16 protein-coding genes are annotated in these 16,738 nt (G+C 69.4%); 9 read left to right on the forward strand and 7 right to left on the reverse strand.

Features of this window, described 5'->3' with window-relative positions:
- Positions 1-89: 89 nt before the first annotated feature.
- Entirely contained in the window at positions 90-1,763 is a 1,674-nt protein-coding gene (locus tag AC07VM_RS12845) for an ABC transporter substrate-binding protein (protein ID WP_494911556.1), read from the reverse strand.
- A gap of 157 nt (positions 1,764-1,920) precedes the next feature.
- Between AC07VM_RS12845 and AC07VM_RS12850 the strand changes: the two genes are divergently transcribed.
- The 3 genes from AC07VM_RS12850 to AC07VM_RS12860 all read left to right on the forward strand — a co-directional run bounded on the left by AC07VM_RS12850 (position 1,921) and on the right by AC07VM_RS12860 (position 5,397).
- Positions 1,921-2,568 carry a TetR/AcrR family transcriptional regulator gene (locus AC07VM_RS12850; protein ID WP_267417004.1) on the forward strand — a complete coding sequence of 216 codons (648 nt, stop codon included), beginning with the start codon at positions 1,921-1,923 and terminating at the stop codon, positions 2,566-2,568.
- Between the two features lie 53 nt (positions 2,569-2,621).
- Positions 2,622-3,851, forward strand: coding sequence for an amidohydrolase (locus tag AC07VM_RS12855; protein ID WP_267417003.1), 1,230 nt, complete (start codon positions 2,622-2,624; stop codon positions 3,849-3,851).
- Positions 3,852-4,023: 172 nt separating this feature from the next.
- Positions 4,024-5,397, forward strand: coding sequence for a D-alanyl-D-alanine carboxypeptidase family protein (locus tag AC07VM_RS12860; RefSeq protein ID WP_494911559.1), 1,374 nt, complete (start codon positions 4,024-4,026; stop codon positions 5,395-5,397).
- A gap of 135 nt (positions 5,398-5,532) precedes the next feature.
- Here the strand turns inward: AC07VM_RS12860 and AC07VM_RS12865 are convergent, their stop codons facing one another.
- Entirely contained in the window at positions 5,533-6,267 is a 735-nt protein-coding gene (locus AC07VM_RS12865) for a GTP pyrophosphokinase (protein ID WP_267417000.1), read from the reverse strand.
- Between the two features lie 107 nt (positions 6,268-6,374).
- Between AC07VM_RS12865 and AC07VM_RS12870 the strand changes: the two genes are divergently transcribed.
- Positions 6,375-6,734 carry a nuclear transport factor 2 family protein gene (locus tag AC07VM_RS12870; protein ID WP_267416999.1) on the forward strand — a complete coding sequence of 120 codons (360 nt, stop codon included), beginning with the start codon at positions 6,375-6,377 and terminating at the stop codon, positions 6,732-6,734.
- On the opposite strand, the gene AC07VM_RS12875 is transcribed toward AC07VM_RS12870, so the two are convergent.
- Positions 6,697-7,794 carry a VanZ family protein gene (locus AC07VM_RS12875; protein ID WP_494911561.1) on the reverse strand — a complete coding sequence of 366 codons (1,098 nt, stop codon included), beginning with the start codon at positions 7,792-7,794 and terminating at the stop codon, positions 6,697-6,699. The genes AC07VM_RS12870 and AC07VM_RS12875 overlap by 38 nt on opposite strands.
- 83 nt (positions 7,795-7,877) lie before the next feature.
- Between AC07VM_RS12875 and AC07VM_RS12880 the strand changes: the two genes are divergently transcribed.
- Entirely contained in the window at positions 7,878-9,983 is a 2,106-nt protein-coding gene (locus tag AC07VM_RS12880; RefSeq protein ID WP_267416997.1) for an APC family permease, read from the forward strand.
- Positions 9,984-10,018: 35 nt separating this feature from the next.
- Positions 10,019-10,408 carry a hypothetical protein gene (locus tag AC07VM_RS12885; protein WP_494911562.1) on the forward strand — a complete coding sequence of 130 codons (390 nt, stop codon included), beginning with the start codon at positions 10,019-10,021 and terminating at the stop codon, positions 10,406-10,408.
- A 15-nt stretch (positions 10,409-10,423) separates the two neighbouring features.
- Here AC07VM_RS12885 and AC07VM_RS12890 read toward each other — a convergent pair whose 3' ends face one another.
- Positions 10,424-11,830, reverse strand: coding sequence for an aminotransferase-like domain-containing protein (locus AC07VM_RS12890; protein WP_494911563.1), 1,407 nt, complete (start codon positions 11,828-11,830; stop codon positions 10,424-10,426).
- Between AC07VM_RS12890 and AC07VM_RS12895 the strand changes: the two genes are divergently transcribed.
- Together AC07VM_RS12895 and AC07VM_RS12900 are read left to right on the forward strand one after the other, a co-directional pair.
- Positions 11,829-12,785: a DMT family transporter gene (locus AC07VM_RS12895; RefSeq protein ID WP_494911564.1), complete on the forward strand. Its 957-nt coding sequence runs from the start codon at positions 11,829-11,831 to the stop codon at positions 12,783-12,785. The genes AC07VM_RS12890 and AC07VM_RS12895 overlap by 2 nt on opposite strands.
- Positions 12,785-13,390: an FMN-binding negative transcriptional regulator gene (locus AC07VM_RS12900; protein WP_494911566.1), complete on the forward strand. Its 606-nt coding sequence runs from the start codon at positions 12,785-12,787 to the stop codon at positions 13,388-13,390. The genes AC07VM_RS12895 and AC07VM_RS12900 overlap by 1 nt, the downstream gene beginning before the upstream one ends.
- Positions 13,391-13,397: 7 nt before the next feature.
- Here the strand turns inward: AC07VM_RS12900 and AC07VM_RS12905 are convergent, their stop codons facing one another.
- Positions 13,398-13,850, reverse strand: coding sequence for a hypothetical protein (locus AC07VM_RS12905; protein ID WP_494911567.1), 453 nt, complete (start codon positions 13,848-13,850; stop codon positions 13,398-13,400).
- A gap of 149 nt (positions 13,851-13,999) precedes the next feature.
- Here AC07VM_RS12905 and AC07VM_RS12910 point away from each other — a divergent pair, with 149 nt between their 5' ends.
- On the forward strand, positions 14,000-14,944 hold the full coding sequence (locus AC07VM_RS12910; protein ID WP_494911568.1) for an alpha/beta fold hydrolase: 945 nt from the start codon (positions 14,000-14,002) through the stop codon (positions 14,942-14,944).
- Between the two features lie 30 nt (positions 14,945-14,974).
- Here AC07VM_RS12910 and AC07VM_RS12915 read toward each other — a convergent pair whose 3' ends face one another.
- Positions 14,975-16,120 (reverse strand): SLC13 family permease, encoded by a 1,146-nt coding sequence (locus AC07VM_RS12915; RefSeq protein ID WP_494911719.1) that lies wholly within the window; start codon positions 16,118-16,120, stop codon positions 14,975-14,977.
- A 100-nt stretch (positions 16,121-16,220) separates the two neighbouring features.
- Positions 16,221-16,700, reverse strand: coding sequence for a hypothetical protein (locus tag AC07VM_RS12920; protein WP_494911570.1), 480 nt, complete (start codon positions 16,698-16,700; stop codon positions 16,221-16,223).
- Positions 16,701-16,738: the final 38 nt, after the last annotated feature.

Genomic DNA, 16,738 nt, shown 5'->3' on the forward strand with positions numbered 1-16,738 from the left:
CGCCCCTCGCTCCTCGCTCGACGACCGGCGGGGGTGTCCGGTCGTCGAGCGAGCGAAGCGAGACGAAACGCGCCGCAGGAGCGGGCGGCTTACTCGGCGGGCTTCAGCTTCGTCAGGATCTGCACGATGTTCTGCTGAGTCGGGTCAGCAGAGGCGTACGGGTCCTTGTCCGAGGGCCATCCGACGTAGTTGCGCGTGTTGAACTCGCCCAGCAGCGGGTGCGCGCCGAGCGGGATCGCCGGAACCTCTTCCGAGAAGATCGTCTGCAGCGTGTCGAGTGCCGCGGTGCGCTCGTCGTCCGAGGAGGCGTTCGCGTACGAGTTCAGGGCCTCCGTCGCCTCCGGGTCGTCGAAGCGACCGAAGTTGAAGCCGGCCTTGCCCTCGGGCGAGATCCAGCGCGGGTCCATGGTCGAGGTGTAGAGGCCGTAGGCCGTGCCGCTGTCCTCGAGCCAGTGGATGATCGCCGAGAAGGTGCCGTTGTCGCGGGGGTCGGCCCAGCCACCCCAGTCCGGCATGTCGATCTTGACCTCGGCACCGATGGCCTCGGTCACGTCCTCCGCGATCAGCTCCTGCGCGGTGTTCCAGTCGCTCCATCCGGAGGGGACGGAGAGGGTGAAGGAGACGGGCGCGCCGTCGGGGTCGATCAGCGCGTCGTCCTTCCAGGTGTAGCCGGCGGTCTCGAGCAGGTCGCGGGCCTTCTCGGCGTCGACCGAGTAGTCCTCGCCCTTGAACTCGGGCTGGATCTCGTCCTCGAGGATGGAGGACAGACCGGTCACCGACCAGACCGCCTCGCTGGCGCCTTCGCGGGCGATGTCGACGTAGGCGTCGCGGTCGATCACCCAGGCGAGCGCCTGACGGAAGGCCGGGTCGTCGAACGGCTTCTGCTGCAGGTTCATGAACAGCGTCGCGGAGCCGGTGGTCGGGGCTGCCCAGAACTTGTTGTGCTCGGGGTCGGCCGAGAGGAACTGCTCCTCGATCTGCGGGATGAACGCCTGCGCCCAGTCCGCGTCGCCGTTGGCGAGGGCCGTGGTCAGCGCGGTGTTGTCACCGTAGGAGACGTAGTGCAGCTCGGGCACGGCGAGGTCGCCGCCCCAGTAGTCGTCGCGGGCCTCGAGCGTGACCGACTCGGTCGACCAGTTCGACAGGACGTAGGGGCCGGTGCCGACCAGGTCGTCGCCCTTGACGGGGTCGGTGGCCGGGTCGTCGAGGTTCTCCCAGATGTGCTTGGGGACGATCGGGACGTGCAGCACGCGGGCCTGGTTGACGTACTTCGACTCGGCGAAGGTCAGCACGACCGCGTCGCCGTCGATCTCGGCGCCCTCGAACTGGAGGCCCGCAGTGTCGAGCGCGGGGGTCGAGACGAGCTCGTACGAGTAGACGATGTCGTCGGCGGTGAAGGGCTTGCCGTCGCTCCACGTGACGTCCTTGCGCGGCACGACGGTGAGGACGGTGTAGTCGTCGTTCCACTCGATGCTCTCGGCGAGCCACGGGGTGACGCCGCGGTCGCCGGTCTGGTTCACGAGTCCGAGGGTCTCGAAGATCACCTTGCCGTAGCCGTACTTCGAGGCGGAGGAGTCGCCGACGTACGGGTTGTTGGACTCCGTGGTGATGGCGCCGTCGGGCTTCGCGATCGTGAGGGAGGCGGTGCCGGCGCCGTTGCCGGCGCTGTCGTCGTTCCCTCCTCCGGCGGAGCATCCGGCCAGTGCCGAGATACCGAGGGCGGTGATCGCAGTCGCGGCGATCAGAGACTTTCTGAGCTTCATTGCTTCTCCTAGGGCACGGGTCATTGTGCTGTGTCGCCGGTGGACGGGAGCCCGCCGGCCGTCGTGATTTGCTTACTGTCGAGAAAGTAAGCTCTCGTGAGGTTACCGAGTAGTAAGTTAGATCGCAACCACAGACCGACATGGAGAGGAGGCCGCGGTGGCAGACAGCGACCAGACCGTACGCGTGCGCCCGGCGACCCTCGCCAAGCGGGAGCAGATCCTCAAGGCGGCCGTCGAGATCTTCGGCAACAAGGGATCCACCAACGGCACGCTGGCGGATGTCGCGGAGCAGGTGGGCATCACCCACGCCGGGGTCCTCCACCACTTCGGCTCCAAGCAGAAGCTGCTCCTCGAGGTGCTCGCGTACCGCGACCAGTCCGACGTCGCCGGTCTCGCCAAGAAGCACATCCCCGACGGCCCCGAGCTGTTCCTGCACCTCGTGCGCACGGCGTTCGCGAACGAGAAGCGTCCGGGCATCGTCCAGGCGTACACCGTGCTGTCCGCCGAGTCGGTGACGGACGACCACCCCGCCAGGGGCTTCTTCGAGGACCGCTACACGACGCTGCGTCGCGAGGTCTCGGCCGCGTTCCACGAGCTCTGCGTGCAGGAGGGCGTGTCCGATCCGGACACGATCGCCGACGCCGCCGCCGCGATCCTCGCCGTGATGGACGGGTTGCAGATGCAATGGCTCCTGCACCCCGACACCATCGAGCTCGGCGGGGCGAGCGAGTTCGCGATCCAGGCGATCGTGAACGCGGTGCTGCGCCCCGGGCCGACGCTGTCGACCTACGTGCATCCGGCCTGATCCGCGGGCGGAGAGGCCTCGGCAACGAGAGGGCGCCGGGCTAGGCTCGGGCCATGACGATCGACCTCGAAGCGCTCTACATCGACCTGCATCAGCACCCCGAGCTCTCGTTCCAGGAGACGCGCACCGCGGGCATCGCCGCCCAGCATCTGCGCGACCTCGGCCTCGAGGTCGAAGAGGGCGTCGGGGTGACCGGCGTGGTCGGTGTGCTGCGCAACCCGTCGACGGAGTCCGGCGACGGGCCCGTCGTCTGGGTGCGCGCCGACATGGACGCGCTCCCCGTCGAGGAGCAGACGGGTCTGTCGTACGCGAGCACCGCGAAGGGCGTCGACCCCGCGGGCACGACCGTCCCCGTCATGCACGCCTGCGGCCACGACATGCACGTCACGGCGATGATCGGCGCGGTGGAGAAGCTCGTCGCCGAGCGCTCCCAATGGTCGGGCACCCTGGTCGTGCTGATCCAGCCCGCGGAGGAGTACGGCGCCGGTGCGCGCGCGATGCTCGACGACGGCATCCTCGACCGCTACCCGAAGCCCGACGTGGTGCTCGGCCAGCACGTCACCCCCCTGCCCGCCGGCATCATCGGGGTGCGCAGCGGCACGCAGATGGCGGCCTCCGACGGGCTCACCGTCACCCTGCACGGACGCGGCGGTCACGGCTCCCGCCCGCACGCCACGATCGACCCGGTCGTCATGGCCGCGGCGACCGTGATGCGCCTGCAGACCATCGCCTCGCGCGAGATCGACCCGCAGGGCGTGGCCGTCGTCACGGTCGGCTCGATCCACGCGGGGCTCAAGAACAACATCATCCCCGCGGAGGCGAAGCTCGAGCTGAGCCTGCGCTACCCGAACGAGGAGGCGCGCGAGAAGGTGCTCGCGAGCGTCGAGCGCATCGTGCGCGCCGAGGCGACGGCGTCCGGCGCGGAGCGCGAGCCCGAGATCCGCACCGACCACACCCTCCCCGCCACCATCAACGATGAGGATGCCACGACCCGGGTGACCGCGGCGCTGCAGCGGGCCCTCGGCGAAGCATCCGTCATCGACCCCGGCATGTTCACCGGGAGTGAGGACGTGTCGTGGTTCGCCCGTGACGCCGGCGCTCCCCTGGTGTTCTGGTTCTGGGGCGGCGTCGACCCGACCCGCTTCGCCGAGGCCGCGGCGGCGGGTCGCCTGGAGCAGGAGATCCCGACCAACCACTCGCCGTTCTTCGCGCCGGAGATCCACCCGACCATCGAGGTCGGCGTCACCGCGCTCTCGGCCGCCGCGCGGGAGTTCCTCGGCTAGAGGTCGGACGGCGCTCGCGAGCGTGTCCCCCGAATGGCCGATACCGCACGCGTCGGCTGTTCGAGATGATGAGGCATCGTCCCCCGGGCGGTCCCTGCCACGAGGCAGCGGTGAACCTTCATCGGAGGTACTCGTTGCTCACGCCAGGCGCGATCGGTGAGAGGCCTTGTCCTTGAAGGCGCCGGATCAATCGACGGACGGGCTGTCCGACTTCGCGGAGCTGATGACGCGCGAGCAGGAGTTCCCCTCCCGTCGTGAGCGAATCGACCCGGAGGTGCGCCGGACACGCCGGCGTCGGGGACTCCTCATCGCCGCCGCCTGCATCTTCTTGGTCCTGGCCGCGTGCGGGGCATATGTCGGGTGGGCTCTCACCGCTCCCGTGAATCCCCCGGCCGTGTCCACGCGGGTGCCGCAGGCCCCGGCCGTCGATGCCGCGTCCCTCGCCGACGTCCCCGTGGCAGCCTCCGCGATCAGCATCTCCGGCGCGGACACGTACCTCGGCGAGGAGGCGAGCGGAGTCTGGTCGACGAGCGGCACCGGCGACCCCCTCCCCATCGCGAGCATCACCAAGCTCATCACCGCGCTGGTCATCCTCGACGCCGTCCCGCTCGCCTCCGCCGACGACCCCGGACCCACGATCACGTTCACGAAGTCCGATCACGACCTCTACGACCGGTACTACGTGCAGGGCGCGACCATCGCCCCCATGCCCACGGGCACCTCGATGTCGCTGCACGATGCGCTGGCCGCCATGCTGATCCCCTCCGCGAGCAACTACGCCGAAGCGCTGTCATCCCGGATCTTCGGATCTCAGAACGCGTTCCTCGGCGCGACGCGCACCTGGCTCTCCGCCCACGGGCTGACCGGCACCACGATCACCGAGCCGACCGGCATCAGCCCTCGCAACACGAGCACCGCTGCCGATCTCCTGGCGATCGGGAAGCTCGCCGCCGCGCATCCGGCGATCGCTCGGATCGTCTCGATCCCGTCGATCTCACTTCCCGGCGCCGGCCAGCTCTACAACACCAATGGTCTCCTCGGCACCGCCGGGATCACGGGGTTGAAGACCGGCACCCTGGGCGAGGGCACGTACAGCCTGCTGTACACCGCCACGCTCGACGTGGGTGCCTCCGCTCCGCTGGCGGTGACCGGTGTCGTCCTCGGAGGATCTTCCCGGGAGTCCGTGAACGACGGCGTGATCGCCACCTTGGACAGCGTCCGTGCCGGCTTCCATGAGGTGCCCGTCGCGACATCCGGGGAGGAGGTCGGCACGATCTCGACCCCGTGGGGGTCCTCCGCCCGGCTGGTCATCGGAGAGACCGCGACGATCTTCACGTGGTCGGACACGCCGATCGTCGTGTCGATGGATATCAAGGCCCCGCCGACGTATCGGGATGGAACGGTCGTGGGGAGCGTCAGCTGGACCGCCGGCCCGAACACGGTCACCGCTCCGGTCGTGATCGAGGGGAGCATCGACCCGCCGTCCGAGTGGTGGCGGCTCACCCACCCCTCCGAGCTCGGTTCGACGACGGACACCGAAGGCTGAGGGGCTCGGGCCGCTCCTCGCGCGCTGACTCCTGAGACACCCGGCTGCGGTCGACACCCCCGCTGCCGCGCCCTCTGCTCCGATGTCTCGGCAGGGGTGGAGGGGGAGGCGGGATCTCGCGCGGTCTCGCGCCGTCTAGACCCCGACGACCCGCGGATCGGTGGGGGCGTCCGGGATCGCCGGCGGCGCGGGAGGAGGCGGAGGCGCGAGCTGGCGCAGCGGGATGCCGTGCGCCTCGCGGTGCAGGCGTTCCATGCGGCTGTCGAGCTCGGCGGCGGCATCCGCGGCATCGGACAGGCTGTCGACGAGGTGCGAGGGCACCTGGTTCGAGAACTTGTAATAGATCTTGTGCTCGAGGCTCGCCCAGAAGTCCATCGCTATCGTGCGGAATTGCACCTCGACGGGCACCGACAGGGCACCGGTGGAGAGGAACACGGGCACCTCGATGATCGCGTGCAGGCTCTTGTAGCCGTTGGCCTTCGGGTGCGCGATGTAGTCCTTGACCGTGCGCACCGTGATGTCGTCCTGCGCGGTGAGCAGGTCGAACAGGCGGTACACGTCGGCGACGAAGCTGCAGGTGACCCGGACGCCCGCGATGTCGGTGATCTCGGTGCGGATGCGATCGAAGTCGGGCTCCTCGATGCCCTTGCGGGCGATCTTCTCGACGATGCTGTCCGGCGACTTGAGCCGGCTCTTCACGTGCTCGATCGGGTTGTAGGCGTGGTCGTGCGTGAACTCGTCGCGCAGGATCGAGATCTTCGTCTCGACCTCCCGCATCCCGAACTCGTACTCGCGCAGGAACCGCTGCAGCTCGTCGCGCAGCTCGCGGGCCTGGTTGATCGTGTCCTCGGTGACGTGAACGGTCGTCATGCCCTCGACGTTACGGGTTCGTGATCGGAAACCGCTGTGGATCCTCCCTGTCCCTACGGTTCACGAACGGGTTGACGCCGCTGCCGAGGCGCTCTAGAACGGAGCACATGACGACAGCAGGCGAGAACTGGACCAGGGCGTACATCGAGGCGTGGCAGTCGAACGACCCGGAGCGGATCGGGGCGCTGTTCAGCCACGACGCCCGCTACCTCACGAGTCCCGACTCCGAGCCGCGCGTCGGGCGAGAGGCGATCGTCGCCGGCTGGCTCGACGACCTCGACGAACCGGGCACCTGGACGTTCGCGTGGGAGATCCTCCACGAGGTCGACGGCTTCGTGGTGGTCCAGGGTCGCACCGAGTATCCGGCGGAGCGGGACTACCTCAACCTCTGGATCATCCGGCTCGCACCCGACGGTCGCGCGACGGAGTTCACGGAGTGGTACCTGCCCCGCCCGCACGAGGCGTGACCGCAGCCGCGTCCGCCCGGGCATCGGAGAGGTGCTGGCCGGAGAGGATGCCGGGGAGCCCGCGCCCGTAGCGGGTGGTGAACAGCAGCACGATCGCGACGAGGATCAGGACCGACGAGGCGACGTCGAACCATCCCCCGAGCAGCGTGAGGGCGCTGATCCCGCCGATGCCGCCCGCCCAGCGGAGGAGGCGCGCGAACGGTGCGGGCAGACGCGACCCGGCGTACCGGAGCTGCACCGCGATGTCGCCGACCGAGCGTCCGCCGACCAGGATCAGCAGCAGGAAGACGCCCGAGGGGACGATGGTTCCCGCCGCGGACGCGAGACCGCCGTCGAGCACGGCCGCACGGTCGTCGACCACGTACTCCAGCCAGACCTGGACCGTGACGCCGACTCCCACGCTGAGGAATCCGTAGGCCAGCGCGTCGCACAGCATCGCGAGCGCCCGGCGTCCGCGGGTGACCGGCCGCGGACGGTCGGCGTCGGGACTCGCCTGGGCACCGCGCAGCGACCGCGGGACGACCAGCGCGAGGATGCAGCCGATGACCGCGCCGAGCGTGTTCGTCATGAGGTCGCCCACGTCGAAGAAGCGGTACGCGCAGGGATAGATCCCCCACACGCCGGTCAGCTGCGTCGTCTCCACCAGCAGCGACAGACCGAACCCGGCGGCGAACGCGACCAGGATGCCGCGGCCGGCCAGCACCCGGATGAAGAACCCGAGCGGCAGGAACAGCAGCACGTTGAACACCAGCTGGAGCAGTGCCGGATGCCGCAGCGGATTCCCCGGGGCCGCGAGCGCCGTCCGCACGTCGCGCACCACGGACATCGGATCGGTGATCGCCCCGACGCAGCGGATCGTGTCGGGGTCGGGCAGGGGAAGCAGGGTGTACGTCCAGATCGCCCAGAAGTAGATCAGCGCCGCCAGCCAGAGCAGCGTTCGTCCGAGGCCGAGGCGCCCACGCCGGCGGTAGCTGATCGCCACGAACGGCACGAAGAGGAGGATGCCGAAAGCCACTCCGATCGCGATGGCGATGAACCCGAGCAGCACCTGATCTTCCACAGCGTGCCAGTGTAGCTTTGCCCGTAAGGATTTCGTGAGGACGGCGCATCCACGCGTAGGGATTCCGTGAGGATCGCATGAGGATGCCATCAGGAGGCGTAGTGTCGCCGGACGTGTCAGACGAAAACAGGGAGGGCGCGGACGCTCCGCCGCTCGCCAAGCGCATCCTCATCGGAGAACCGCTGACGAGCCAGCAGGTCGACGACCAGCTGCTCCCGAAGCGGATGGCTCTGCCGATCTTCGCGTCGGATGCGCTGAGCTCCGTGGCCTACGCCCCGCAGGAACTCGTGATGATCCTGCTGATCGGCGGACTCACGTTCCTGTCGTTCACGCCGCTCGTCGCCATCGCGGTCGTGGTGCTGCTGATCGTGGTCGTGCTCAGCTACCGGCAGCTCATCAAGGCGTACCCGTCGGGCGGTGGGGACTACGAGGTCGCGTCGAAGAACCTCGGCGAGATCCCGGGTGTGATCGTCGCCGCCGCGCTCCTGGTCGACTACGTGCTGACCGTGGCCGTGTCGGTCGCCTCCGGTGTCGACAACATCATCTCGGCGGTCCCCGGCCTCGACCCCTTCCGCGTCGAACTCGCGGTCGGCTTCGTGATCCTCATCATCGTCGTGAACCTCCGCGGGGTGCGTGAGGCCTCCCTGGTCTTCGCGATCCCGACCTACGTGTTCATCGGGTCGGTCGGCATCATGATCGTGACCGGCCTGATCCGCACCTTCCTCGGCGATGCGCCCGTCGCCTCGAGCCACGACTTCACGGTGCAGGCCGAGAGCCTCGGCCAGGCGGCCGTGATCCTCCTGATCCTGCGCGCGTTCTCGAGCGGATGCTCGGCCCTCACCGGCGTCGAGGCCGTATCGAACGGCGTGCCCGCCTTCCGCGCACCCAAGGTGCGCAACGCCCAGTCGACCCTGGTGCTGATGGGATCGATCGCGATCTGCCTGTTCGCCGGACTCACCGCCCTCGCGCTGATCACCGGCGTGCACTACGCCGAGAACCCCTGCGACCTGATCGGGTTCGACTGCACCACCCCGCAGCCGAGCCTCATGGCGCAGATCGCCGCGGCGACGTTCGGCGGGGGGAGCATCGCGTTCTTCATCGTGCAGGCTGCGACCGCGTGCGTGCTGCTGCTCGCCGCGAACACCGCGTTCAACGGCTTCCCCCTGCTGGGCGCCGTGCTCGCCCGCGACGGCTACGCCCCGAAGTCGCTCAACACCCGCGGCGATCGCCTCGTGTTCTCGAACGGCATGATCCTGCTCGGCATCGCCGCGATCGCGGTGCTCATCGTCTTCCAGGCCCGTCTCACCACCCTGATCCAGCTGTACATCATCGGTGTCTTCGTGTCGTTCTCGCTCGGGCAGATCGGCATGGTGCGGCACTGGCGGCGCGTGCTGCGAGGACCGGCGGAGGACACGGCGGGCTCGGGGATCGACGGCGCCTCGGCGGCCGATCGCCGCTCGGCCAAGATCGGGCTCATCATCAACTCGGCCGGTGCCGTGATGACCGTGCTCGTGCTCGTGATCGTGACGATCACCAAGTTCACGCACGGCGCCTATCTGGTGTTCTTCGCGATCCCGATCCTCGCGTTCCTGATGCTGGGGGTGAAGCGGTACTACCGGGACGTCGAGCACGAGATCGCGATCGACGACACCACCAAGTTCGGTGCGTCCGGCGACGTGGCGATCGTGCTGGTGAACCACCTGCAGAAGCCCGTGATGAAGGCCATCGACTACGCCATCGCCGCGAAGCACGACAAGACACTCGCCGTGCACGTGGCCGTCTCGGCCGACGACGCCGCGAAGGTGCAGCGCGAGTGGGCCGACCACCTCGTGCCGATCCCGCTCGTGATCGTCGAGTCGCCGTACCGCTCGTTCGCGCAGCCCGTGACCCAGTTCATCAAGCAGTATCGGCAGAAGCACGGCTCCTCGGTCGTGACGGTCTATCTGCCGCAGTACATCGTCGGCCACTGGTGGGAGTCGTTCCTGCACAACCGTCGTGCCCGCCGCCTCGCCAACCAGCTCATGCTCGTGCACGGGGTGTCGATCACGCTCGTGCCGTGGCTGCTCGACTCGTCAGAGCTCATCTACGGCCGTCGCTCCCGCCCGCTGCCCGGCCAGGAGCGTGCCGGACGGCCCGTGGTCGTGAACGGTCGGCGGGCCCACCGGCCGGCCGGCCCGCCGCAGGAGTAGTCGGATCCGGCAGGTCGGGCCCGTACGCTGGACCGATGAGCCCGCAGCCCTCTCCTGCTCCGCACGACGCGCACGGTGCAACGGAGCGCGCGCGCCCGAAGTACCGGTGGCTGTGGCCCCTCACGGCCGTCAACGTGGTCGGGCTGGTGTTGGCCACGATCGGCGCCACCACACGCACCGGAATTCTCCCCTTCCTCTTCCCGCAGATCTGGGGATTCAGCACCGGGTTCGGCATCGCCCTCGGCGTCATCACCGTGTTCGTCATCGTCTTCACGGCATGGGTGAGGTCGTTCGACGGCATCGACCGCAAGGACCGTCTCTACCGGTTCTTCGCCGGCGTCACGATCGCTTCCACGATCATGTTCCTCATCTACATCGTCGGGGCGACGGCGATACTCCTGCTCCTCGGAAGCGCCTTCGCCTGACGTGGCGGAGCGCCGTCAGACGCCGTCGAGCACGGCACCGAGGATGCCGGCCGCCTCCGCGAACCGGCCGGGGTCGGCGTTCGCGTAGTTGAGACGCACATAGGAGCCGGAGGGCTCCGCCGGGAACCACTCGGACCCCGGCGCGATGATCAGTCCGCGCACCTCGCACGCACGGACGACCTGCAGGACGTCCGTCCCCTCGGGCAGCCGCACCCACAGATTCAGGCCGCCCACTGGGACGCCCTCCACGTGTGCCGCGGGAGCATGCGTGGCGAGGCTCGAGATCAGCAGGTCGCGACGCACCCGCAGATGCTCGCGGAACCCGCGCAGGTGCGTGCGCCAGGCGGGCTGGGTGACCACGTCTAGCGCGGCGGCCTGCAGCAGCCCGCTCACGTACATGGACTCGGCCGCGCGGTCGGCGAGGATCCTGTCTCGGGCCGGGCCTCGGGCGATCACGGCCGCGACGCGCAGGGCGGGCGAGGCGCTCTTGGTGAGGGAGCGCAGGTAGACGACGTGACCGTCGTCGTCGAAGGCGGCGATCGGACGCGGGTCGGCGTCGATCCCGAGGTCGTGCGCCCAGTCGTCCTCGATCAGGAAGGCGCCGTGACGACGCACGGTCTCGAGCACGGCCTGGCCCGTCGCGATCGGCCACTGCGCGCCCGTCGGATTGGCGAACGTCGGCTGCGCGTAGAAGGCCCGAGCCCCGGTCTGGACGAACGCGCGCTCGACATCGTCCGGGTCCGGTCCATGCGGGCCCGACGGGATCGGCACCAGGACCACCCCGGCCTGTGCGGCCGCGAGCATCGCGCCCCAGTACGTCGGCGACTCGATCAGCAGCGGCTGGCCGACGCCCACGACCGCGCGGAAGATCGAGCTCAGCCCGCTCTGACTCCCGGAGATGATCAGGGCATCCCGCGCCGAGGCCGGGGTGACGCCGGCGGGAGCAGCGGCTGCGAGCTCACCCGCGAACCACGCCTGGAGTTCGGGCAGCCCGGCGGCCGGAGAGCGGGTCAGCGCCGCATCGGTGCGTGCGGCGCGCACGAGCGCCTGGCGCACGAGACGCTCCGGCAACAGGTCGACCGCGGGATAGCCCGAGTGCAGTCCGATCGCGTCGGGTGCGACGGTGCGCTGTGTCGACGACAGGCCGGCGAGTCCGGCGGGCGCGGTGCCGAGCGCGGCGGTCTGCCAGCCGTAGTCGACCGCGCGAGCGGTGGGGACGGCACGGACGAACGTCCCCGCGCCGGGCCGCGACTCGACCAGCCCGAGCCGGACGAGCTGCTGCATCGCCTTCTGCACGGTCACCGGGCTCGCCCCGTACTCCGCCATGAGCGCGCGATTCGACGGGACCCGCGCGCCCGGGGATGCGGTGGCGATCCACGCACGGACCCCGGCGACGATCCGGTCACTGCTATCCTGACTCATGAAAGAACAGAGTAGCGTTATCGCCTCGACGCGACCAGTGCTATCAACCCGTGCGGGACTCTGGTGGGGGCTCCTCGGTGTCGCCGCCTTCTCCTTCACCCTCCCGTTCACGCGCATCGCGATCGGCGGGCTCTCACCGCTGTTCATCGGGTCGGGGCGCGCGGTCGTCGCAGCCCTCCTCGCGGGCATCGCCCTGGCCGCGACCCGTCAGAGCCCACCCACGAAGGCGCAGTGGGGGCGTCTCGCCGTCGTCGCCGGCGGGGTCGTGATCGGCTTCCCGCTGCTGACCTCGTTCGCCATGACCGCGACACCGGCCAGTCACGGCGCGGTCGTGATCGGGCTGCTTCCCGCCGCCACCGCGGTCGCCGTGGTGCTCCGCACCCGGGAACGCCCGGCCCGCTCGTTCTGGGTCTTCGCGATCCTCGGAGCGGTCGCCGCCGTGGTGTTCGCCGCGCTGCAGAACGGTGGACTCGGATCGCTCACCGGTGCCGACCTGCTGCTGTTCGGTGCCGTCGCCGCCGCGGCGATCGGCTACGCGGAGGGCGGCCTGCTCGCACGCGAACTCGGATCCTGGCAGACGGTGTCGTGGGCGCTGATCGTCGCCGCTCCCCTGATGACCGTGCTGACCGTGGCGTCGGCCGTGCAGCAGCCACCCACCGCGACGCCGGTGCAGTGGCTCGCGTTCGCCTACCTCGCCGCGGTGAGCATGTTCCTCGGCTTCTTCGCCTGGTACCGCGGGCTCGCGATCGGACCGATGGCACAGGTGAGTCAGATCCAGCTCGTCCAGCCCGTGATGAGCATCGCCTGGGCCGCCCTGCTGCTGCACGAGCCGATCGGCTGGGCCACCGCTGTCGGCGGACTCGCCGTGATCGCCTGCGCCGCACTCGCCGTGCGCACCCGCCTGATCGACCGCCGCCGAACGAACCGATCGTCCACCGAGAAGAAGGAGTCCTGATGCGCCACACACCCCGCTACCTGATGACCGACCCGGAAGAGGTCAAGCGCCTCATCCGCGGAAATCCCTGGGCGACGTTCGTGTCCCCCGCGAGCGGCGGACTCGTCGCCTCGCACTACCCCGCCCTGCTGCTCGAGGACGAGGACGACATCGTGATCGCCAGTCACTTCGGGCGACCGGACGAGCAGCTCCACGAGCTCGGCCGGCACGAGGTGCTCGTGATCATCCAGGGGCCGCACGACTACGTGTCATCGAGCCTGTACGCGCCCGGCGACCTGGTGCCGACGTGGAATCACGTGACCGCTCACCTGTACGGCATCCCCGAGATCCTCAGCGAGGAGGAGAACTACGCCATGCTCGCCCGGCTGACCGACCACTTCGAGAGTCGGCAGCCGCACGGCCGCAGCCTGTCGGAGGACGAGGAGGGTACCCGCCGCGCGGCGAAGGGCACGGTCGGCCTGCAGATGCGCGTCACCCGTTTCGATGCGCGCGCCAAGCTCAGCCAGAACAAGACGCCGGAGGTGCGCGAGAACATCGCCACGCGGTTCACGGAGACCAATGGAGCGCTCGCGGCGGAGATGCGACGCGTGCGAGGACCGGAGTGACGGGCAGCTACACGCAGACCCAGCAGTAGACGAGTGCGCCCGACGACTCGGCGCGGCGCGCGAGCGCGGCCAGGTCTCTCAGCGCCGGCGTCAGCTCCTCCGGAGACACGTGCCCGCCGAACTCGTCGGTCTGCGACCAGGGCGCCGCCACCTGCGCGAGACCCGCGTCGTCGGCCGCCGCGAGCGCGGCCACCAGGGAGCCGGTGAGCGTGACCACGAACTGCTCGTAGTCCTCGCCCGCCGCGAGCATGCTGCCGCTGCGCGGGTCGTCGATCACATCGTCATACGGGGTCGCGGTCAGCAGCGACTCGAGCGTGCCGAGCTGCACGACGGGGTCGATGCCCTTGAGGGCCACGGCGTCGTACCCGGAGTCCGGCGCACCGGGACCTCCTTCGACCGTGAGGACCTTCGCGGCCTCCTCGTCGTTCGGCGCGGAGAAGTAGTCGTAGAGAACACCCATGCCGCCATCCTGTCAGTCCGGTCGGCCGTCCGCGTCCATGACACAAGTCACCGCAGACGATGACGGGGCGACACTTCCCGCGAACGCAGGAGTGAAGTGGACTGGATCACGGATGCGGGAACCCGGATCCGTGATCCAGAAAGAGCACCATGCGCAAGCCTTGGAAAGTCGCCCTCATCACCGTCGGAGCCATCGTGGCGGTCCCTGTCCTCGCCATAGCGGCGACCGCGATCGGCAACGTGATCGCCACGAAGGTCGAAGCCTCCGTCTTCACCCCCTACGGCGAATCCGTGACCGTCGACGGGAAGTCCATGAACGTCGTGGTGGCGGGTGACGGCGACGAGACCATCGTGCTCCTCCCCGGCCTCGGCACGGCAGCGCCGGCTCTCGACTTCCAGCCGCTGATCGCGGAGCTGCAGGATACGTACCGGGTCGTCGCGGTGGAGCCGTTCGGCACCGGACTCAGCGACCAGACCGACGTCACGCGCACCGCCGACAACATCACCCGCGAGGTGCACGCGGCGCTGCAGGAGCTCGGCGTCGACCGGTACGTGCTGATGGGGCACTCGATCTCGGGCATCTACGCCCTCACCTACACGGCCGCCTACGCCGACGAGGTCTCGGCCTTCGTGGGCATCGACAGCAGCGTGCCCGACCAGCCCGGATGGGACGAGCCGATCCCGACCTCGGTCATCAGCACTCTCTCGACTCTCGGCCTGACCCGCGTGCTGAGCGGGATCGCCGGCGACACCTACGAGGGGCTGCCCGACGACGACGAGACGAAGGAGCAGATGCAGGTGCTCAGCGCGAGGAACGCGGCCGCCCCGACCCTGCTGGACGAGATGGACAACGCCCCCGCCAACTTCGCCGCGGTCAGCGGACGGACGTTCCCCGCCGACCTTCCCGTGCTGCTGTTCGTGGCGGACGAGGATGCCGAGGTTCCCGGATGGCTGGAGCTGCACGAGGTCCAGGCCGTGAGCGTCGACCGCGGCGAGGTCGTCAGGATCGACGGCGGTCACTACCTCCACCACACGCAGTCGCCCGAGCTGGCAGCCCAGACGCGCGCCTTCCTGGATTCGCTCGCGACCGACTGACCGACTGACCGGCTGCCCGTGCTCCGAGCGCTAGCCCGAGACGAGCATCAGGACGAGCACGGCGGCGAGCACGGTCGGGACGGCGGCCACCACTCCCCAGAGCATGAAGCGACTCCACCGGATCGTGACCCCGAGGGCCACGATCCGGTGGTGCCAGAGCAGCGTCGCGAGCGAGGCCCACGGGGTGACGAGCGGGGCGATGTTCACGCCGATCAGCAGGGCCATGAGCGCGACGGGGTCGCCCGCGGCCGGCTCGAGCACGAGGTATGCCGGGAGGTTGTTGATCGCGTTGGCGCTCACGGCCCCGAGCGCGGCCAGCCGGAAGAGGTCGCCGGCAGAGTCGCCGTTCGCGGTGGGCGAGGTCAGGAAGTCGAGGAGGCCCTGCGCATGCGCGGCCTCGACCAGCACGAACAGCGACGCGGCGAGCGCGAGCGCCTGCCACGGGACGAGCGAGAGGCGCAGGGCCCGCCGTCGCCGCACCGCGAACAGGATCATCAGTGCGAGGGCGGCCGCCGTGGCCGGGATCCACACATCGTGCGTGAGGGCGAGCAGCGGCATGAGCACGAGGAGGATGCCGGCGGCGCTCCAGAACAGCGTCGGATCGGCGGGCCGCCGCGGCACCGGTGTCTCGTAGGCGCCGAACACCGTGCGCCGGTGCAGGATCGTCAGGATCGCGACGGGGACGAGGATGCCGACGAGCGTCGGTGCCCAGCTCAGCGCGATGAAGGCTCCGGGTCCGTCGCCGATCGCGGGGGCGGCGAGCAGGTTGGTGAGGTTCGACACCGGGAGCGCGAGGGATGCCGTGTTGGCGAGCCAGACGGTCGCCAAGGCGAACGGCAGGGGTGAGACGCCGATGCTCTGCGCGAGGACCACGACGACCGGGGTGACGATCACAGCCGTCGTGTCGAGGGACAGGAACACGGTGCTCACCACGGCGAGCACCACGACGAGCGCCCACAGCGCGAGCACGCGGCCTCGACCCCACCGGGCGAGCCGCTGCGAGACGACGTCGAACACCGCGGCGTCGCGGGCGAGTTCGGCGACGATCGTGATCGCCACGACGAACCCCAGGACCGGCGCTATCCGGAGCCCGAGGGCTCCCGCATCCGCCCGCGGCAGCAGGCCCGTGGCGACCGTCACGACGGCCAGCGCCGCGAGCGCGAGGGCGACCACCATCCCCGCGCTGATCCGCACCCGTCGCGCACTCACCTCGCGAGCATAGACCCGCTCGGTCGGCCGCCAGCGCGGCCGCGGTCATGCCGACGGCAGGCACGGATCAGAAGCTCCCGCCGGGGTACGTGCCCTCCGGAAGCGTGAAGCACACCGACCACGCATCGATTGCAATCGCCCCGGGCTCACTCGCACCGAGGAGGTAGGCCTCGGCCGTACTCGTCGACTGCGCGGTGACGGCGTAATCGTCGAAGATGTCCCGCCGATTCGTCACCTCGAAATCACCTCGGTCACGAAGCAGATCCGCCAGCTGCTTCTCCACTTTTCTTGTGATGGCCTCGATGTCGGCGCCGGAGACCAGCGTCACATAGGTGATTCCGGTCCAGGCATGTCGACTCTCATCGCAGCTGAACAATGATCCGGTCTCATGCTGATCCACGCTGACGACGTCCTCGCTCGGAATGAGCGCCACGATCTCCAAGGTCTTGGCTTTCGCGGCCGCCTTCGCCTCTTCCCAGGTCACGCTGCTCTCTCCCTTCTCAGGATGCTGCGTCTGCGGCTGCGCGCATCCAGCCAGTGCCAGCACGAGAGCCAGGGTGCCGACAGTCGCCATCCTCACCAACC

The organism is Microbacterium sp. GW821-FHT01D02, from assembly GCF_059422585.1.